An 18,819-nucleotide genomic window follows, 5' to 3' on the forward strand; every position below is an offset into this window, starting at 1 on the left:
CATGAAATTCACTCACCTTGCCCTGCTTTCCACCCTTTTCACACCCGCTGTTTTTGCCGCGCCGCTGAACATTGATACCTATAACCCGCAGGAGAAAGGCATTTTCGCTGTCTCCTCCACGCTGGTTTCCGGCCCGAAAGAAGCTGTACTGTTTGACGCGCAGTTCAGCGTGAAGGATGGCGAAGCGCTGGTAGAGAAAATTCGCCGCAGCGGTAAAACCCTGAATAAGATTGTGATCACCTCCGGCGATCCGGATTTCTATTTTGGCCTGCAGCCGCTGGTCAAAGCCTTCCCGAACGCCAAAGTGGTGGCCACGCAGCACGTGGTTGACCACATCAAGGCCACCAAAGACGCCAAGCTCGCCTTCTGGGGTCCACAAATGAAAGACGGCGCACCGACCGAGCTGGTCGTCCCGCAGGTGCTCGCCTCCACCACGTTTATGGTTGACGGGGAGAAGATCGACATCGAACAGCCTGACAGCTACGCGGCCTATGTGTGGATCCCGTCAGCGAAAACCATCCTCGGCGGCACCGGGGTAGCCTGGGGGATTCACGTCTGGACGGCAGACACCCAGACGGCGGAAAGCCGTAAGCAGTGGCAGGAAACGCTGGTGAACATGGCGGCGCACAAACCCGAGCGCGTGATTCCGGGTCACTATCTGGGTACCCCGCCAGCCGGGACAGGGGCGATTGATTTTACCCGCGACTATCTGCAGCATTTTGAACAGGCGTTATCGGCACATAAAGATTCTGCGGGCGTCATCAGCACCCTGAAAAAACAGTATCCAAACCTGGCCGAAGAGAGCTCGCTGGAATTAAGCGCAAAGGTGAATACCGGCGAAATGAAGTGGTAATTTAAATTCTGCTCCTGCTATATTTTCGTGATAGCAGGAGCACCGTTATAATATCCTCTCAACAGCACTTCGATTAACCCCCACATTTCAAAAGCGCATAAAAGCATGCACTTATGTCATTTTTATTTCTAAGATGAATCTGAACCACAACCGGGAAAATATTTGCCATTCTGTTTATGAATTACATTTTTTGCGAGCCGTACCATTAAACAGAAAACGACACGGAGGCAGCATGTTTACTTATTACCCGGCTAATACCGCAGCAGCACAACCTGAACTCGTTAACGCGATTGCGCAGGGTCTTCACGCCGAGCACGGTGCTGTGACTGAAGATGACATTTTGATGGAACTGACCAGGTGGGTGGAATCCACAGATAATGACATCCTCAGTGACATCTACCAGCAGACCATAAACTACGTCGTCAGCGGGCAAAACGCACCCTTGTAAAAACCTGCTAAGCTGGATCTGCAACCTAAGGGGTTACATTTCGTTTGCGTAAGCAAACTGGTCCTTAAAACTATCAACAGGATTGAGGAGTTAACATGAAATCGAACCGTCAGGCACGCCATATTCTGGGACTGAACTACAAGCTTTCAAATCAGCGTAAAGTGGTGATTGAAGGCGACCACGAAACGCAGGTCACGCACGCCACCGGCAGAAAACGCCACGCCGGCAAGTAAGTTCCAGACTCAGATCCAGAACACCATCGGTAATCCCGATGGTGTTTTTGTTTATGTGTTGCGGTAATTAATATTTAGCTCCTTTATAATACCGCCTGACCGCACCCCATCGCACAGGCCAGAAAGATGACAAACAGCAGTGTCAGGGACGGATCTTCATAAAAAGAGTGAGTGACATGGACAACAAACTGAAAAAACATCGTTCCTTATACATCCCATACGCCGGACCGGTTTTACTCGAATTCCCCCTGCTCAACAAAGGCAGCGCCTTCAGCATGGAAGAGCGCAGCAGCTTTAACCTGCTGGGTTTACTGCCCGAAGTGGTTGAAACCATTGAAGAACAGGCGGAGCGCGCGTGGATCCAGTATCAGGGTTTCAAAACCGAAATCGACAAGCACATCTACCTGCGTAACATTCAGGACACCAATGAAACCCTCTTCTATCGCCTGGTGCAGAACCATCTCGAAGAGATGATGCCGGTGATCTACACCCCGACGGTGGGTGCGGCCTGCGAGCGTTTCTCAGAGATCTACCGTCGTTCACGCGGAGTTTTCATCTCCTATCAGAACCGCCACAACATGGACGATATTCTGCAGAACGTGCCGAACCACAATATCAAAGTGATTGTGGTGACCGACGGCGAACGTATTCTCGGCCTCGGCGACCAGGGCATTGGCGGGATGGGGATCCCAATCGGTAAGCTCTCTCTCTACACCGCCTGCGGCGGCATCAGCCCGGCGTATACCCTGCCGGTCGTGCTGGACGTCGGCACCAACAACCAGCAGTTGCTAAACGACCCGCTCTATATGGGCTGGCGTCATCCGCGTATTACCGACGACGAGTACTATCAGTTTGTCGACGACTTCATCCAGGCCGTGAAGCACCGCTGGCCGGACGTGCTGCTGCAGTTTGAAGACTTCGCGCAGAAAAACGCGATGCCGCTGCTGAACCGCTATCGCGATGAGATCTGCTCTTTTAACGACGACATCCAGGGCACCGCAGCCGTGACCGTGGGTACGCTTATCGCCGCCAGCCGCGCAGCCGGCAGTCAGCTGAGCTACCAGAAAATCGTCTTCCTGGGCGCAGGCTCTGCGGGCTGTGGCATCGCCGAGCAGATCATCGCCCAGACGCAGCGCGAAGGCTTAAGCGAAGAGCTGGCCCGCTCCCGCGTCTTTATGGTTGACCGTTTCGGCCTGCTGACCGACGCTATGCCGAACCTGCTGCCGTTCCAGAACAAGCTGGTGCAGAAGCGCGAGAACCTGAAAAACTGGGATACCGACAACGAAGTCCTTTCCCTGCTGGACGTGGTGCGCAACGTGAAGCCGGATATTCTGATCGGCGTTTCCGGGCAAACCGGTCTCTTCACCGAAGAGATTATTCGCGAGATGCACAAGCACTGCGAGCGCCCTATCGTGATGCCGCTGTCCAACCCGACCTCCCGCGTGGAAGCAACGCCGCAGGACATCATTGCCTGGACCGAAGGTAACGCGCTGGTTGCGACCGGCAGTCCGTTCGACCCGGTGGTGTGGAAGGATAAAACCTATCCGATTGCGCAGTGCAACAACTCCTATATCTTCCCGGGCATTGGACTGGGCGTCATCGCCTCCGGCGCGTCCCGCATTACCGATGAGATGCTGATGTCGGCGAGCGAAACCCTCGCGGGCTACTCTCCGCTGGTCAACAACGGTGAAGGGCTGGTGCTGCCGGAGCTGAAGGACATACATAAGGTGTCGCGTGCAATCGCCTTCGCGGTAGGTAAAATGGCGCAGCAGCAGGGCGTGGCGGTGAAAACCTCTGCCGACGCGCTGCAGCAGGCCATCGACGACAACTTCTGGAAGCCTGAATACCGCAGCTATCGCCGTACGTCGATTTAATCCGCTCCGCCCGGTGGCACTTCGCTTACCGGGCCTACGGGCCGGGTGTTTTCCCTCTCCCTGTGGGAGAGGGTCAGGGTGAGGGCAACAGACCGCACCATCGAATACCCACTAGCCAAACCCCTTTTCCCCCGCTACACTCCATTCATCCATTAACCCACTGAATATATAAGGAGGCCAATTATGCTGTATCGTGAAATTTTCAATGTTTCACATACATTTGGCGATCGCACCAGCTCAAGCGTTATCGGTATCGTGCTGCGATAACTTCTGCTTGAGCGAAGACACCAACCCCTGAAATCCCTTCTCTCGGGCTTACTGAGTTATCGTCAGCGATGTTTGACGAGGCATAAACATGCCTGTAACTCTTGGGTAAGCAACAATGAGCACTTTACTCACTGCACAATCTTTACGCGTTGATACGGCGTTTGGCACGCTCTTCGACTCACTCTCCTTTACGCTGAAAAAAGGCGACCGCATTGGTCTGCTGGGCGACAACGGCTGCGGTAAAAGTACGCTGCTGAAGGTGCTGGACGGCACGGATTCCCCTGCGGCCGGAACGGTAGCGTTGGCCGGGCACTGCCTTATGGCGCGCGTGGAGCAACATCTCCCGGACGCTATTTTTCCGCTGACCATGCTGGATGCCGTCCTGGCCCAGTTGCCCTCAACTGAACGGGACAGCCTGCGCTGGAAAGCCGAAACGCTGCTGGCAGGCATGGGCTTCACGCCGCAGGATATGTTGCTGCAATCCTCCACGCTGAGCGGCGGACAGCACACCCGCCTGCTGCTGGCGCGGGCGCTGATTCACGAGCCGGACCTGCTTCTGCTCGATGAACCCAGCAACCACCTTGATTTGCCGACCATGCTCTGGCTGGAACACTTTCTACAGAACTGGTCGGGTAGCTTTGTGCTGGTCTCGCATGACAGACAGCTGCTGGATGCCGTCACCAACGGCAGCTGGATCCTGCGCGATAAAACGCTGCACTACTTTGCCCTTCCCTGCACGGCTGCACGCCAGGCTCTTGACGCCAAAGATGAAAGCGACGCGCAGCGCCACAAGGCGGAGCAAAAGGAGATCGACCGCGTAACCGCCAGCGCCAAACGTCTGGCGACCTGGGGCAAGGTTTACGACAACGAAGACCTGGCCCGCAAAGCCAAACAGATGGAAAAACAGGTCGAACGGCTCAAAGAGAGCCAGACCGCGCTCACGGCGGGCAGCCCGTGGACGTTAACTCTGCGCGGCGACGCGCTGCGGGCGGACCGTCTACTGGAGATGGAAAACCTCGGCGTCCCGCCCGCGCCTGGGCTACCGCCGCTGTTTAACATCGAAACGGCGCGGCTGAAAAGCGGCGATCGCGTGGCGATTGTTGGTCGTAACGGCTGCGGCAAATCGTCACTGATGAAGCTTATCTGGCGACATTTTACGGATGAACCGGCGGAAAGCGGGCTGAAAATCCATCCGCGCGTGTCGCCAGGCTATTACGACCAGACGCTTCATCAGCTTGCAGACAACGCCACGCTTCTCGACGCGCTGGAGCCTTTCGCACCGGATCCGCAGAATCGCAAAATGGCCCTGATAAGCGCCGGGTTCCCGTGGTCCCGCCACGGGCAAAGAGTCAGTACGCTCAGCGGCGGCGAGCGTTCGCGACTGCTGTTCGTGGGCCTGACGCTTGCCCGCTACAGCCTGCTGATGCTGGATGAGCCAACTAACCACCTCGACATGGAAGGCAAAGAGGCGCTGGCGCAAACCCTTCAGCAGTTTGAAGGCGGCGTTCTGCTGGTCAGCCATGACCGACAGTTAATTAGCCAAAGCTGCAACCGTTTCTGGCTGATTGAAGATGAAAAGCTGAGCGAGTGGCACGATGCAGAAGCGGTCTTTGAGCGTCTGCGTGAAAGCGCGGGGCTGGTGACATCCACCGCACCTGCTATCACCGCTTCGGCGGTTCAATCCTCGCCGTATGACGATCTGCTCGAACGGCTGGTCGCGCTGGAAACGCTGCTGGAAGACGATCTGGCGCGTAAGCCTAAGCATCAAAAGCCGCAGCTGCAGGCGCAATGGCGTAAAGAGATTAAGGAGATAGAAGCACAGCTGTAAGTCTGCGCCCGGCGAGTCTCTCTCGCCGGGCCAGTATTTTCCCCCTAAATTATTAGAGGAACGCCGTATTCTTATTCTGAAAATGGATTAAATAATGACATTATGTTGCCGTTGCCTTGCATTACAGCGCCAAACCACTAATCCTTGAGGAGTATTACACCTGCTATGCAGATACTCATCATGAACAAGGAGATACACATGAAGGCTGCTGTTGTCACTCAGGATCATCAGGTTAATGTCACCGAAAAAACCTTACGCCCGCTAAAGCACGGGGAGGCCCTGCTGAAGATGGAATGCTGTGGCGTATGCCATACCGACCTCCACGTAAAGAACGGTGATTTTGGCGATAAAACCGGGGTTATCCTGGGCCACGAAGGGATTGGTATCGTAAAAGAAGTCGGCCCCGGCGTGAAGTCGCTGAAAGTCGGCGATCGCGCAAGCGTGGCCTGGTTTTTTGAAGGCTGCGGCCACTGCGAATACTGTAATACCGGCAACGAAACCCTGTGCCGCGACGTGAAAAACGCCGGTTACTCCGTTGACGGCGGGATGGCGGAAGAGTGCATCGTCACCGCGGATTACGCGGTAAAAGTGCCGGACGGTCTGGATTCGGCGGCGGCCAGCAGCATCACCTGCGCCGGCGTCACCACCTATAAAGCGGTGAAGGTGTCGGGTATTAAACCGGGCCAGTGGATCGCAATCTATGGTCTGGGCGGTCTGGGCAACCTTGCGCTGCAGTACGCCAAAAACGTCTTTAACGCCAAAGTCATCGCTCTCGACGTTAACGACGAACAGCTGAAGCTGGCGGCCAGCATGGGTGCGGATTTAACCATCAACTCCCGTAGCGAAGACGCCGCGAAAATTGTGCAGGAGAAAACCGGCGGCGCGCATGCCGCAGTCGTTACTGCCGTCGCAAAAGCGGCCTTTAACTCAGCCGTTGACGCCGTGCGTGCCGGTGGCCGCGTGGTCGCGGTTGGCCTGCCGCCGGAAGCGATGAGCCTCGACATTCCGCGTCTGGTGCTGGACGGCATCCAGGTGGTAGGTTCCCTGGTCGGCACCCGTCAGGATCTGCAGGAAGCCTTCCAGTTCGCCGCAGAAGGTAAGGTGGTGCCGAAAGTCACGATGCGTCCAATCGAGGACATCAACGCCATCTTTAAAGAGATGGAACAGGGCCAGATCCGCGGCCGTATGGTGATCGACCTACGTTCATAATCGTTCATCTTTCATTACCGCTCCTCGCTGGAGCGGTTTTTTTATAGCCATTTTCCGGCAATCCTTATCTTAATTCCTTTGTTCCCTTGTTTTCCCCCGCGCCCGATGATGAATCCGACGCTAACAAGAAGATAACAAAGGAATTCACCATGCAAACCCCATTTCGTCTGCCGCTGCTGACGGCGCTGATTCTGACGACCACCGCAGCGTGGGCAGCAGATGTGCCCGTCAAAGGCGGCACGCTGATTTATCTGGAGCAACAGGCGCATACCAACCTTTACCCGCCTGCCGGCGGCTTCTACCCGAACGGCGGCATTCTGAACCAGATCACCGACAAACTGACGTGGCAGAACCCGAAAACGTTACAGGTGGAGCCCTGGGTAGCCGAAAGCTGGACCACCAACGCCGATAAAACCGAATACACTTTTAAGCTTCGTCCCGGCATCACCTTCTCCGACGGCACGCCGCTGGACGCCAACGCCGTAGCGAAGAACTTTGATACCTACGGCTTAGGCAACAAAGCGCAGCGTCTTCCGGTGTCAGAAGTGATCAATAACTACGATCGCAGCGAAGTGGTCGACCCGCTGACCGTGAAGTTCTACTTCAAAAAACCGTCGCCGGGGTTCCTGCAGGGCACCGCCACCATTGGCTCGGGCCTGGTCTCGCTCAGCACGCTGAAGCGCAACTTCGAAGAGCTGGGAGATGCACGCCACATCATCGGTTCCGGCCCGTTTGTGGTGAAGGACGAGAAGCTGGGTCGTGAAGTGACGCTCGAAGCCCGCAAAGACTACCAGTGGGGACCGAAAAACCTGGAGCAGCAGGGGCCCGCTAATCTCGATGGCATCAAGTTTATCGTGACCCAGGAAGACAGCGTGCGCGTCGGCGCCCTGCTGGCCGGTCAGGCCGACTTTATTCGCCAGGTTCAGGCGTATGACGAAAAGCAGGCGACAGACCAGGGCTATAAGATCTACGCCGCCCCGACGCGCGGGGTGAACGACAGCATCAGCTTCCGCCCGGATAACCCGCTGGTCGCCGACGTTCGCGTTCGCCAGGCGCTGCTGCATGCCACCAATGCAAAACAGGTGGTCGAGACCCTCTTCTCGGCCAACTATCCTCAGGCGAAGTCGGTGATTGCCGATTCCGCCGCCGGCTTTGTCGATCTCAGCGATAAATTGACCTTTGACCCGGCAAAAGCCAACCAGCTGCTGGACGAGGCGGGCTGGAAAGCGGGCAGCGACGGGATCCGCGCCAAAGACGGGCAACGGCTGGCGCTGACGGTATATGAATCCCTGCCGCAGCCGCAAAACAAAGAGGTGCTGCAGCTGGTTGCCCAGCAGTGGCGCCAGGTGGGCGTGGCGCTGAGCGTGAAGGCCGGCGACGCTGGCAGCCGCACGCTGGATAACCTTGATCCGCTGAAAACCCCGTTAACCGTCTCCGAAGTGGGACGCGCCGATCCTGACGTGGTGAAAAGCATGTTCTACCCCGCTAACCGCGACGCACTGCTGCAAAAAGGCGGCTCCAGCGACAAGGTCAAAAGCTTCCGTGACGACAAGCTGAATGCGCTGCTGGTAAATATCTCCTCAGAGGTCGATCCGCAAAAACGCCTGCAGCTGACCGGCGACGCCCAGCGCTACCTGCTGGATAACGCCTACGTCATTCCAATTTTCGAGGAGCCGCAGGTCTTTGCCGGTGCGCCGTGGCTAAAAGGCGTCAATTTTGAAGCGGTCGGCCGCCCGTCGTTCTACGGCGCGTGGATTGAGAAACACTGAGGAGCTGACGATGCGCCACGCACTTCTTCAACGCTTTGGGCACGGGCTGCTGGTACTGTGGGCCGCCTTTACCCTCTCGTTCGTGTTGCTCCAGGTGCTGCCGGGCGACGCGGTGCTGATTAAATTTCAGAACCCGGACCTGGGCTTAAGCCCGGCGCAAATTGAGGAGATGCGAGTGGCCTACGGCGCGGACAGCCCGCTGTGGCAGCAATACGGCCATACGCTGCTGGCGATGCTGCTCGGGGATTTCGGCTATTCGTTACAGGCCGGGGTGCCGGTCAGCGAGCTGATTGCCAGCAATCTGCCGGATACCCTGAGCCTCGCCCTGCCCGCCTTTTTACTCGCGGTTCTGCTGGCGTTTGCGCTGGCCTTTGCGTCGCGTCTGCCGGGTCTGCGCTGGCTGAGCAATACCCTCCAGTCTCTGCCGGTCCTGTTTATCTCCTTACCCACGTTCTGGCTGGGGATTGCCCTCATCCAGCTCTTTTCTTTTCAGCTGCGGCTGATCCCGGTGATTAACCCGACGCCGCTGCAGGGGCTGATCCTGCCGATCGTGACCGTCGCGATCCCGATCTCCGCTCCGCTGGCACAAATCCTGATGCGCAGCCTCGACCAGGTGGCGACGCAGCCGTTTGTTGCCGTAGCCCGCGCCAAAGGGCTGAGTGAAACCGCCGTGCTGTGGCGTCACGTGACCCGCAACGCCCTGCTGCCTGTCCTGAACATTGCCGGGCTGCTGCTGGGCGAGCTGATTGCCGGGGCGCTGATCACCGAAACCGTTTTTGGCCGCAGCGGGCTCGGGCAGCTGACCCAGCAGGCGGTGAATAACCAGGATATTGCCGTGCTTCAGGCGGTAGTAATGATTTCCGCCCTCGGCTTTGTCCTGATCAACCTGCTGGTGGACCTGCTTATGCCGCTGCTGGATCCCCGTCTGCAAACCGTTACCGGAGGTGCATCATGAGCCTGGTCGATTACGCTGCCGCCGCGCGAAAACGCGTTCCCGGCTGGCAGGGCGTCGCGTGGCAGCCCGGACTGTGGCTGGCATGGGCGGTAATTATCATTGCGATTTTCGCCGCCGTGGCGCCCGGCCTGTTAACCCACTACAGCCCGATTGAGGGCATCGCCGGAGCGCAACGTCTGGCGCCGCAGGCGGGACACTGGCTCGGCACCGATCAGCTTGGTCGCGATGTTTACACCCGTATTGTGTACGGTGCGTCCCACTCCCTGAGCGCGGCGCTCGCTGCCGTCACGATGGGGCTGGTGGTCGGCACAGGTCTGGGGGTCATCGCCGGGGCGTTCGCCGGACGCGTCGAGTCTTTCCTGATGCGTTTTGTCGACGTGCTGTTGTCCATTCCGTCACTGCTGCTCTCGCTGACGGTTATTATTCTGCTCGGGTTTGGCACCGTTAACGCCGCCATTGCCGTCGGCGTGGCCTCCATTGCCAGCTTCGCCCGCCTCGCGCGCGGTGAAGTGGTGCGCATCCGCCATACGGATTATGTCGAGGCGGCGTTCGGCAGCGGCGGGACGTTCCTGGCGGTGCTGTGGCGACACATCCTGCCCAACGCGTTAACCGCCGTCCTTGCCTTTGCCACGCTGCAGTTTGGTCAGGCTATCCTGGCCCTTTCAACGCTGAGCTTTCTCGGCTACGGCACCCCGCCGCCCGTGCCGGAATGGGGCTTATTGATCGCCGAAGGCCGTAACTATCTCTCTACCGCCTGGTGGCTAACCACCTTCCCCGGCGTCGTCGTCATCGCCGTCGTGCTTGCCACCAACCGTATCAGCCAGCAGTTCAGCGGAGGCCTGAAATGACCGTACTCTCGGTAGAAAACCTGACCATCAGCTACCGTACCGCGCGCCAGTGGCGCGAGGTGGTGCATAACGTCAGCTTCACCCTCAGGCGAGGGGAAATGCTGGCGTTTGTCGGCGAATCCGGATCCGGCAAAACGACCACGGCACAGGCGATCATTGGCCTGCTGGCGGATAACGCCCGTCGCGATGCGGGGAAAATCGTGCTCAACGGCGAGGAGATTAGCCGGTGGTCAGCGAAGCGTCTCGATACCCTGCGCGGGGCGCGAATCAGCCTGGTTCCGCAGGATCCGGGTAATTCACTCAACCCGGTGAAGACGATCGGTGGTCAGGTCGGGGAAATTATTCAGCTGCACCAGAAGGTGACCCGCGCCGAGCGCGACGAGCAGGTGCTTGCCCTGCTGACAAAGGTCGGCCTGAGCCACCCCGAACAGCGCATGAAGCAGTATCCGCACCAGCTCTCCGGCGGAATGAAACAGCGCGTGTTGATTGCCATCGCGATAGCGCTGCGTCCGGACGTCATCATTGCCGATGAGCCCACCAGCGCGCTGGACGTGACGGTGCAAAAACGCATTCTCGATCTGCTGGATATCCTGCGCCGGGAATCGGGTACTGCCGTTCTGTTTGTCACCCACGATCTGGCGCTGGCCGCTCAGCGCGCGGACAGGCTGCTGGTTTTTCGCCATGGTGAGGTTCAGGAGCACGGCGACACCGCCGACATCGTCCGCACGCCGCAGCACGCCTACACCCGCCAGCTGCTGAGCGATCTCCAGGGCCAGCGCCTGACCATCGCCCCGGTAGCCGGCCTGCCGCTCGCGTCACCGGCCATTCGCGCCCGCGCCATCAGCAAACGGTTCTCGCTGGGCAAAGATCATCAGCTTCAGGCGCTGGATCGGGTGACGTTTGACGTCAGGCGCGGCAGCACGCACGCTCTGGTCGGTGAATCCGGCTCCGGGAAGACCACCCTCGCCCGTATTTTGCTGGGTTTTGAACAGGCCGACAGCGGACAGGTCATTATTGATGACATTGATGCCACCGCGCTCAGCCGCGAGGCCCGTCGTCAGCTGCGCCAGAAGATCCAGTTTGTTTACCAGAACCCGTTCGCCTCTCTCGATCCGCGTCAGACGCTGTTTGACATCATCGAAGAGCCCCTGAAGAACTTTTCCCGCCTCGCGAAGGCTGAGCGAAAGGTCCGGGTGGAAATCGTGGCGCAGCGGGTTGCCCTGCCTACCGAACTCCTGACCCGCACCGCCAGGGAGCTATCAGGCGGTCAGCGCCAGCGCGTGGCCATCGCCCGGGCGCTGATTCTGGAGCCGACTATTCTGGTGCTGGACGAAGCCACCTCCGCGCTGGACGTCACCGTGCAGGCGCAGATCCTGGCACTGCTTCAGCAGCTGCAGCAGCAGCTGGGATTAACCTACCTGTTCATCACGCACGATCTCTCCACCGTTCGCCGGATCGCCCACAGCGTCACGGTGCTGCGCAGCGGTCAGGTGGTCGAACAGGGCGACGTCGAAACCTTATTCACATCACCACAGAACGACTATACCCGCGAGCTGATTGCTGCCATTCCCCATTTTTCACCCGCTACGGAGGAGTTCGCATGACGCGAAAACGCCTGGGATTTTTCACCCGCCTGCTTGACGACGCCACGCCGAAGGAGCGCTATCGTCTGGCAACCGAACAGATCCGCCACGCCGAACGCCACGGTTTTGACAGCGCCTGGATTGCTCAGCACCACTTCCATGAAAGTGAAGGCGGCCTGCCGTCGCCGCTGCTGTTTCTGGCACACGTTGCGGCGCATACTGAAACCATTCGACTCGGCACGGCCATCATTACGCTGCCGATGGAAAACCCGCTGCGCGTCGCAGAAGATGCCGCGGTGCTGGATTTACTCGCCGATGGACGTCTCGAAGTCGGTTTTGGTTCGGGCGGCACGCCGACCTCTTTCCTTCCGTTCGGACTGACGTTCGAACAGCGCGGCGCGGCCTTTGCTGACCATCTACATGTGATCCAGAGCGCCTGGCGCGGGGACTCGCTCACCCATCCGGATAACCACCTGTACCCGCCAGCGCCACAGCTGGCTGACCGGATCTGGATTGCCACCTTTTCCGTCGACGGTGCCGTTCGCGCCGCGCGGGCTGGACACGGTTTGATGCTCTCCCGCACGCAGCCGCGCCCGGCAGACCAGTTGGATTTAACGCTCGACGCGATCCAGAACCCGATTGTGGATGCCTACCTTGAGGCGCTGCCCGCGGGCATCGCACCGCGCATTCTGGCTTCCCGTACCGCGTTCGTCGCCGACAGCGATGACTATGCGCTGAAAGTTGCGACGCCGGGCCTCACGAAACAGGCCCAGCAGCAACGCGCCGCCGGGCACGCGGTTAAAGGTGACACCGTCACAGATTTTCGTCGTCAGTTCGACGCCCACATCGGTTCGCCCGAGACGGTGCTGCGTTCGCTGCAGGCCGATTCCGTTCTCCGGCGCGCCACGGACATCTCATTCCAGGTCCATTCGGTCGAGCCCACCCATCGCGACACGCTGCGCTCTATCGAACTGATCGCCGAACATATTGCCCCCCACATCCTTTGAGGAGACACCTATGTCATTAAGTCACGACATTCTCGCCGAGCTGGCGGAAATTAAACCCGGTTCCCCTCTGGCAGAGGCGCGCGCCACGCGGGACGCCGCCACGAGACACGCGCAGGGCAGCTACGAAATCTTATTTACCCAGCAGGACAGCGTTTTTGCGCTGGACGAGCGCTTCGCCGTCGCGGCAAAAGTCGCGAGGTGGCACAACGCGGAGGCGCTGGCCGCGCACTATGCGGGGTTTGGCCTGGCGGACCCGACCTCCGACCGTCTGACCCCGGCGCTGAACTTCGCGCGCCTGCTGACCTTCTCACCCGTTGAAGCTTCGCCCGCATCGTTAAAGGCGCTGACCCAGGCGGGATGGAGCAAAGAAGGTATCGTGACCCTGGCGCAGCTGATCGCCTTTGTCAGCTTCCAGAGCCGACTGATTGCCGGGCTGCGGCTGCTGAACGACAGGCCAGTCGCCACAAGCGATGCCCCGGTGGCGGCAGGCGTCTGGCACACGACCGCAACCACGGCCACCGGCAAGGCGGCTCCCGTCGCCTTCACCCAGCAGGAACTGGGCTGGGAACCGTGGATCGCCGCCAAACCGCTGGCGGATTTTCGTGATGACGAGGTTGCGATCCTGGCGAAGTTTGGCCACACCGATTCCGACTATTTCCGCCTGCTGGGCCGCAACCTGCCGGTGCTTGAACAGCGCACGCTAACGGATAAAGGGATTTTTTATACGCCGGGAGGATTGCCGCGCGCCGAGCGCGAGCTGGCCGCAACGGTCGCCAGTAAAATTAACGGCTGCATCTACTGCGCATCTGTCCATGCGCGGAAAGCCAGCCAGCTGTCAAAGGATGACGCTGCGGTAGAGGCCCTGCTGGCCGTGCGTCCAGGACAATCCCTGAGCGAGGGACAATCTGCGCGCTGGCAGGCGGAGATAAATTTTGCGGCGGCGCTGTCGGTTACTCCGCCTGCCGCCACGCCGCTGCACCTTGCCGCGCTTGAAAAAGAGGGGCTGGACACCTTAGCCCAGCTTGACCTGGTGCAGTCCGCCGCGTTCTTCGCCTGGGCCAACCGCCTGATGCTGACCCTGGGCGAGCCCTGGCTTGCCTGAATTCGATCAGGCTAGCGCGCGAGCGTTAGCCTGAGCCCGTCTGGCCCGCAGGTAACCGTAGATCAACAGCGCGCTCATGGCCGAGAACGAGAGTATCGCCGCAGGCAGCGTGACGTAGCGCCAGCTAAAGCCGAGGGTAATCATCATCCCGCCAAAATATGCCCCGATCGCGCTGCCGAGATTAAACGCCATCTGCCCGCCCGCGGCACCCAGCATCTCACCGCCCTTCGCATTTTGCAGAAGCAGAATTTGTAGCGGCGCAGAGAGCGCAAACAGCCCGGCACAGCAGATAAAACCCATGACCAGCGAGGCCGTTTTCAGTTCGCCACAGGCGAAAAGCAACAGCAGCGAGGCGACAATCACCATGTCGGTGGTCGCCGCAATGCGCAGCGGGCTAAAGCGTCCCGAGAGCTTGCCGCTCAGCAAATTGCCCAACACCATGCCAAGCCCCATTAGCATCATGATGGCCGTCATCACCCCTTCTGAAAAACCGGAGACGTTGACCATAAACGGCTTAACGAAGCTGAACCACGCGAACACCCCGGCGTTGCCAAACATGGTGGCGGCAAAAATCAGCCAGGGTTCTGGTTTTTTCAGAAAGTGGAACTGCTCGGTCAATTTGATTTCCGATTTGTCGCGGATGTCCGGCACCCAGAGCAGAACCGAAAGGATCACCAGCGCATCGAACACGGCAATCAGAAAAAAAGTATAGCGCCAGCTAAACTGGTGCCCGAGCCAGGTCCCCAGCGGAACGCCCATCAGGTTGGCCACGGTCATCCCGGCGATCATCCCGGCCACCGCGACCGTCACCTTCCCCGGCGGCGCGATTTTAGAAAGAATAATCGCCCCGACGCCGAAAATGGCGCCGTGCGGGAAACCGGAAATCAAGCGCCCGATCGCCAGCCAGAAATATGACGTAGAAAACGTAAACAGAGCGTTCCCAACCGCGCACATGGCAACCAGAAACAGCAGCGTAGTTTTTAAGGAGAACCTGCCTGAGAACAGCGCCACAATCGGGGCGCCAATAACCACGCCGAAGGCATAAAACGAGATCATATTCCCGGCGGAGGGAATCGAAATACCGGTGTCATGCGCCAGCTCGGTTAACACGCCCATAATGCCAAATTCGGCCATGCCAAGGCCAAATGTGCCAAGCGCCAGCGAAAATATTGTCTTTTTCATGCCTCAACCACGGGTTAATCACTCGCAGCGGGCATTATTGAATAATCTTGTATGGTGAGCCAGTTCAAATCAGATGGCTGACAGGTTAATCCATTAATTCAGGAGTTTTCTCCAACCGCGACACGGGGCAATGGAAAACAAAAAGCCCCGGCAGGCGTCAGGGCTTTAAAGGGTTTAAGGTCTGGCTTTTACGGTGTGCTTTCTGCCGCTGCTTTAGCGCGTGTAATCGCGCCAGCATTGAAAATTGGGTGCTCGTGATTGTTCGTTACGTCACGAACACGGTAAATTTTCCATGCATCATCTTCACGACGAAGAAATACCTCCAGGTGAATGCTTCTCCCGTTACCCGCCCCTTCAAAAACCTGGACTGCTTCACCGTTTAAAAATAGTCTGGCGTTTTCCACTCGTAACGCAGGTATCCATTCACGGGAGTAATCTTGTGTATACGTAAAATAGTCAGACTCTATTAACTCTTGTTCAGAGATTTCCTGAATAGCATTGATACGAGCAATAGTATCAGCAGAAATATATTTGTGCAGTTCATCGGCAGGATAAGGCCTGGCTTCATCGCTGCCGAATACGGAAAGATAGGATTTATAAAATGATTCAGTAGCGTCTTGTGCGCTACGTTCTAGATTGGCAGCCGAACTACATCCCACCAGCAATTAAAGTTGAACCGGGCGGCAGCTCACTGAATCCAGCACGTAATAATTCAACCCCATAATCTTTTGCATAATCTGTGTTCGCTACCTTAACACCGCCAGCCAGAATGGCAAGGAGGGTAAACTTAGCACATTCACTATGAGAGCGCCCCAGAGCGTGTGAACGGAGATACGAAACAGTAGCTTATTTATTCCAACTCATTCTTAGTTCCTTTAAGTAAGTGAGAAGGAAATTATTACGTTAACCTTTGATAAGCTGTGGGATTAAAAATGCTGAAATGTAGTATTAATACTAAAACGAATAGCGACGATATGACAGGGGTACTGTGCCGTGGCACATTCGCGAATACCCCTGCCGTATCGCCGGAAAGCAAAAAAACTGTCAGCGGTCTTAATGAATGCGTCCCGTAGGACGCACTATAAGATCACTTACATTGAAAATCCGCATTATGATCAAGGTTATTATTAGCGTGCTTAGTTACCATCAAGCCTCAGCTCACCCATGCAGCAACATGTGTGCAATCAGCAAAGAGGAATGGCTGATAACCTCTTGATAAGGAAATTTTTTATGCCGCATCATGATGTGAATATTAAGCTAAACACAAGTACTAAAACCTTTGACGACGTTAACGGAGAAATTACTGCAATCAAATTACTTATTGGCTTGATTGCCACAAAACTCACCCAAGATTGCCGCGATAACTTACTTAGCGAGTTAAATTCGTTAGGAAAGCCAGATCTAGCGAAAATGTTGGAGCAGTTTTTTCCCAAGTGAAGCAAAGTAAAGCTTAATTGAAGCAAAGGGACGAGGGGATTCGTAAGAAAAACTCGTCCTTTTACATTTAACACACCGCTATTTTGTTACATTAGACATCTCTCTATCTGCTTGTTTAAATTGCTAATGGTGGGCCTTAACTGGATGTGCCGAACGCACAACCGGGCGCGCTCCGTACACCTGGTACGCGCGCAATAAAAAGCCCCGGCAGGTGCCAGGGCTTGTGAGGTTTATTCTTTACAGGCCGCTTTCAGCAGCAGACTTCACGCGAGTTATTGCACCCGAGTTAAATATGGGATGCTCATAGTTATCGCTTACATCACGGACCCTGTATATCTTCCATTTATCAGCCTCACGCCGAACGAAAACTTCCAGTTCTAACTTCCCGCCGTTTTCCTTACCAATCCAAACTGGCATTACCTCACCACCCAAAAAGGGGTTCGAGGTACCGACAGTGAGCGCCGATATCCACGACGGGTCATAATCCTGCGCGTAAGCGAAGTAATCAGAGCCAAGTAAATCTTGTTCGGGTATCGACTCTATATCGTCCAGTCTCTTGAGCGTGTCTGCAGAGACATATTCGCTCATTTCGGATAGTGGGAATTCTCTGTCACTACTGGTAAGGGTCGGTAGATATGCTGCGTAGAAAGCTCGGACGCGGTCTGAAGCGCTGATATCGGGCTTAACAGTACATGCGGAAAGCAGACACGCAAACAACACCATTGCAGCTCGCATCAATTCTTCCTGTAAATTTTGAAAGACGGTTGAGCCGCGCGATACCCCGGCCCAGGGTACATGCCGTGTTGTCGAAAATCGGAAATCCACTGTGTGCCGTCATACATTGTCATATGTCCGCTTGAGTTTCCGCCCGGATAGGGTTGAATGACAGCAACATCGCCACTTAATAATGTAGAACCCGGAGGAACTTCATGAAATCCCGCTCGCAGTAATGATGGCCCGTAATCTTTTGCGTTTAGCGTTCTCTCCAGCCTGACGCCACCTGCTTTTATTGCTTCCCTGGTAAACATTGCACATTCGTTATGTGAACGACCGAGAGCGCGTGATCGGAGGTGTGAAACAGCAGCTTCTTTATTCCAACTCATTCTTAGTTCCTTTAAGTAAATAAGAACGAAATTATCACGCTAACCATATTTAGCGTGTGGGCTTAAACGTGCTGATTTTTCGCATCCGTGACGTTCTAAAAGGGGAACGGGTGCTAAGCACCTTCGTTAATACCTAAATAACTGCTTGAAAAAGTGTTGCTAAATTAATTACCTAAAAACAATACGTTTAATATCAGGTGGATTACACTTCATAGTGCGGCCTCGCTTTTTCCACGCCGGACAACCTGAGGATGACAATCATGGGAAGCAAAAAGAAAACCCCTGTCGCTGTTGATGTCGTATCGAATGCACCGCTTAAGACCAAAGAGTATGAAAAAGAGCTCCGCCGCCTGCACGTCGAACTGGTTAAGCTCCAGCAGTGGGTCGTCGCCAAAGGGTTAAAAGTGTGTATTGTTTTTGAAGGTCGCGATGGTGCAGGCAAAGGTGGCACCATTAAAGCGATCACCGAGCGCGTCAGCCCGCGCGTGTTTCGCGTTGTTGCGCTCCCTGCCCCGACGGAAAAGGAAAAAAGCCAGCTCTACTTCCAGCGCTATGTGCCGCATCTGCCTTCGGCTGGCGAAATCGTGATCTTCGATCGCAGCTGGTATAACCGCGCGGGCGTGGAACGGGTGATGGGGTTCTGCACGGAGGAACAGGCGGAGAAATTTTTGGACGGCGCGCCGGTTATGGAAAAAGCGATGGTCGATGCCGGAATTATCCTGCTGAAGTACTGGCTGGAGGTGACGCCGAAAGAGCAGGAGCGGCGCCTGCGCGACCGTATTAACGATGGTCGTAAAATCTGGAAGCTATCACCGATGGATATTAAATCCTTTAACCTGTGGGATGAGTATACCCTTGCGCGCGACGCCATGTTTGAAGCCACCGATACCGCCTGGGCGCCGTGGTTTGTGGCGCGTTCAGAGGATAAAAAACGCGTGCGCCTGAATATTATTTCGCATCTGCTTTCGCAGATACCGTATAAAGAAATTCACGTCGACAAGGTGGATTTACCGAAGCGCAAAATCGGCAAAGTCAAACCCACGAAATACCCGTTCCGCTATGTGGAAGAGCGGTTCTGATTTGAAGAGTAGGCCCGCGCAAGCGCAGCGCCGCCGGGCAGA

General features: G+C 56.6%; 18 protein-coding genes. 14 read left to right on the forward strand and 4 right to left on the reverse strand.

What is annotated here, in order from left to right; translation table 11 throughout:
* Position 1: 1 nt before the first annotated feature.
* From ACW9E7_RS09900 to ACW9E7_RS09955, 12 genes are all read left to right on the forward strand, one after another.
* Positions 2-853: a Vmh family MBL fold metallo-hydrolase gene (locus tag ACW9E7_RS09900; protein WP_127730997.1), complete on the forward strand. Its 852-nt coding sequence runs from the start codon at positions 2-4 to the stop codon at positions 851-853.
* 232 nt (positions 854-1,085) lie between these two features.
* Positions 1,086-1,301, forward strand: a complete 216-nt coding sequence (gene bdm, locus ACW9E7_RS09905; protein ID WP_008501713.1) for a biofilm-dependent modulation protein — start codon at positions 1,086-1,088, stop codon at positions 1,299-1,301.
* Between the two features lie 95 nt (positions 1,302-1,396).
* Positions 1,397-1,534: a stationary-phase-induced ribosome-associated protein gene (gene sra, locus ACW9E7_RS09910; protein ID WP_008501714.1), complete on the forward strand. Its 138-nt coding sequence runs from the start codon at positions 1,397-1,399 to the stop codon at positions 1,532-1,534.
* A gap of 176 nt (positions 1,535-1,710) precedes the next feature.
* A complete protein-coding gene (locus tag ACW9E7_RS09915) occupies positions 1,711-3,408 on the forward strand; it encodes an NAD-dependent malic enzyme (protein ID WP_023311897.1) in 1,698 nt (565 codons plus the stop codon).
* Between the two features lie 382 nt (positions 3,409-3,790).
* Complete coding sequence (locus ACW9E7_RS09920; protein WP_458727705.1) at positions 3,791-5,503, forward strand: ABC-F family ATP-binding cassette domain-containing protein; 1,713 nt, start codon at positions 3,791-3,793, stop codon at positions 5,501-5,503.
* 198 nt (positions 5,504-5,701) lie between these two features.
* Complete coding sequence (adhP, locus tag ACW9E7_RS09925; protein WP_032647362.1) at positions 5,702-6,712, forward strand: alcohol dehydrogenase AdhP; 1,011 nt, start codon at positions 5,702-5,704, stop codon at positions 6,710-6,712.
* 149 nt (positions 6,713-6,861) lie between these two features.
* Positions 6,862-8,481, forward strand: a complete 1,620-nt coding sequence (locus tag ACW9E7_RS09930; protein ID WP_458727706.1) for a TIGR04028 family ABC transporter substrate-binding protein — start codon at positions 6,862-6,864, stop codon at positions 8,479-8,481.
* A gap of 10 nt (positions 8,482-8,491) precedes the next feature.
* Positions 8,492-9,436, forward strand: a complete 945-nt coding sequence (locus ACW9E7_RS09935) for an ABC transporter permease (protein ID WP_133294479.1) — start codon at positions 8,492-8,494, stop codon at positions 9,434-9,436.
* Positions 9,433-10,284, forward strand: coding sequence for an ABC transporter permease (locus ACW9E7_RS09940; RefSeq protein WP_115875177.1), 852 nt, complete (start codon positions 9,433-9,435; stop codon positions 10,282-10,284). The genes ACW9E7_RS09935 and ACW9E7_RS09940 overlap by 4 nt, the downstream gene beginning before the upstream one ends.
* Positions 10,281-11,888, forward strand: a complete 1,608-nt coding sequence (locus ACW9E7_RS09945) for a dipeptide ABC transporter ATP-binding protein (protein WP_458727707.1) — start codon at positions 10,281-10,283, stop codon at positions 11,886-11,888. The genes ACW9E7_RS09940 and ACW9E7_RS09945 overlap by 4 nt, the downstream gene beginning before the upstream one ends.
* Positions 11,885-12,874 (forward strand): putative FMN-dependent luciferase-like monooxygenase, encoded by a 990-nt coding sequence (locus ACW9E7_RS09950; protein ID WP_458727708.1) that lies wholly within the window; start codon positions 11,885-11,887, stop codon positions 12,872-12,874. The genes ACW9E7_RS09945 and ACW9E7_RS09950 overlap by 4 nt, the downstream gene beginning before the upstream one ends.
* Before the next feature lie 10 nt (positions 12,875-12,884).
* On the forward strand, positions 12,885-13,976 hold the full coding sequence (locus tag ACW9E7_RS09955; protein ID WP_302235456.1) for an alkylhydroperoxidase domain protein: 1,092 nt from the start codon (positions 12,885-12,887) through the stop codon (positions 13,974-13,976).
* Positions 13,977-13,982: 6 nt separating this feature from the next.
* On the opposite strand, the gene araJ is transcribed toward ACW9E7_RS09955, so the two are convergent.
* Positions 13,983-15,158 (reverse strand): MFS transporter AraJ, encoded by a 1,176-nt coding sequence (araJ, locus tag ACW9E7_RS09960; protein ID WP_458727709.1) that lies wholly within the window; start codon positions 15,156-15,158, stop codon positions 13,983-13,985.
* Positions 15,159-15,346: 188 nt separating this feature from the next.
* Positions 15,347-15,817, reverse strand: coding sequence for a YqhG/Tai3 family protein (locus tag ACW9E7_RS09965; protein ID WP_458728387.1), 471 nt, complete (start codon positions 15,815-15,817; stop codon positions 15,347-15,349).
* A gap of 538 nt (positions 15,818-16,355) precedes the next feature.
* Here ACW9E7_RS09965 and ACW9E7_RS09970 point away from each other — a divergent pair.
* Positions 16,356-16,595, forward strand: coding sequence for a hypothetical protein (locus ACW9E7_RS09970; protein ID WP_133294485.1), 240 nt, complete (start codon positions 16,356-16,358; stop codon positions 16,593-16,595).
* 237 nt (positions 16,596-16,832) lie between these two features.
* Here ACW9E7_RS09970 and ACW9E7_RS09975 read toward each other — a convergent pair whose 3' ends face one another.
* On the reverse strand, positions 16,833-17,330 hold the full coding sequence (locus ACW9E7_RS09975; RefSeq protein ID WP_133294486.1) for a YqhG/Tai3 family protein: 498 nt from the start codon (positions 17,328-17,330) through the stop codon (positions 16,833-16,835).
* Positions 17,330-17,698, reverse strand: coding sequence for an NlpC/P60 family protein (locus ACW9E7_RS09980; protein WP_133294487.1), 369 nt, complete (start codon positions 17,696-17,698; stop codon positions 17,330-17,332). Before ACW9E7_RS09980 ends, ACW9E7_RS09975 begins: the two co-directional genes overlap by 1 nt.
* Before the next feature lie 260 nt (positions 17,699-17,958).
* Here ACW9E7_RS09980 and ppk2 point away from each other — a divergent pair, with 260 nt between their 5' ends.
* Positions 17,959-18,777, forward strand: coding sequence for a polyphosphate kinase 2 (gene ppk2 / locus ACW9E7_RS09985; protein WP_008501727.1), 819 nt, complete (start codon positions 17,959-17,961; stop codon positions 18,775-18,777).
* The last annotated feature ends 42 nt before the right edge of the window (positions 18,778-18,819 follow it).

Source organism: Enterobacter sp. H2G27, assembly GCF_054403075.1.

Bases quoted from the DNA above. Each gene is read 5' to 3' on its own strand.
- ACW9E7_RS09945 (WP_458727707.1), top strand. From the start codon at position 10,281: ATGACCGTACTCTCGGTAGAAAACCTGACCATCAGCTACCGTACCGCG.
- ACW9E7_RS09900 (WP_127730997.1), top strand. From the start codon at position 2: ATGAAATTCACTCACCTTGCCCTGCTTTCCACCCTTTTCACACCCGCT.
- ACW9E7_RS09935 (WP_133294479.1), top strand. From the start codon at position 8,492: ATGCGCCACGCACTTCTTCAACGCTTTGGGCACGGGCTGCTGGTACTG.
- ACW9E7_RS09930 (WP_458727706.1), top strand. From the start codon at position 6,862: ATGCAAACCCCATTTCGTCTGCCGCTGCTGACGGCGCTGATTCTGACG.
- bdm (WP_008501713.1), top strand. From the start codon at position 1,086: ATGTTTACTTATTACCCGGCTAATACCGCAGCAGCACAACCTGAACTC.
- ACW9E7_RS09950 (WP_458727708.1), top strand. From the start codon at position 11,885: ATGACGCGAAAACGCCTGGGATTTTTCACCCGCCTGCTTGACGACGCC.
- ACW9E7_RS09970 (WP_133294485.1), top strand. From the start codon at position 16,356: ATGGCTGATAACCTCTTGATAAGGAAATTTTTTATGCCGCATCATGAT.
- ACW9E7_RS09980 (WP_133294487.1), bottom strand. From the start codon at position 17,698: ATGAGTTGGAATAAAGAAGCTGCTGTTTCACACCTCCGATCACGCGCT.
- sra (WP_008501714.1), top strand. From the start codon at position 1,397: ATGAAATCGAACCGTCAGGCACGCCATATTCTGGGACTGAACTACAAG.
- ACW9E7_RS09920 (WP_458727705.1), top strand. From the start codon at position 3,791: ATGAGCACTTTACTCACTGCACAATCTTTACGCGTTGATACGGCGTTT.
- ACW9E7_RS09940 (WP_115875177.1), top strand. From the start codon at position 9,433: ATGAGCCTGGTCGATTACGCTGCCGCCGCGCGAAAACGCGTTCCCGGC.
- araJ (WP_458727709.1), bottom strand. From the start codon at position 15,158: ATGAAAAAGACAATATTTTCGCTGGCGCTTGGCACATTTGGCCTTGGC.
- ACW9E7_RS09975 (WP_133294486.1), bottom strand. From the start codon at position 17,330: ATGCGAGCTGCAATGGTGTTGTTTGCGTGTCTGCTTTCCGCATGTACT.
- ACW9E7_RS09955 (WP_302235456.1), top strand. From the start codon at position 12,885: ATGTCATTAAGTCACGACATTCTCGCCGAGCTGGCGGAAATTAAACCC.
- ppk2 (WP_008501727.1), top strand. From the start codon at position 17,959: ATGGGAAGCAAAAAGAAAACCCCTGTCGCTGTTGATGTCGTATCGAAT.
- adhP (WP_032647362.1), top strand. From the start codon at position 5,702: ATGAAGGCTGCTGTTGTCACTCAGGATCATCAGGTTAATGTCACCGAA.
- ACW9E7_RS09915 (WP_023311897.1), top strand. From the start codon at position 1,711: ATGGACAACAAACTGAAAAAACATCGTTCCTTATACATCCCATACGCC.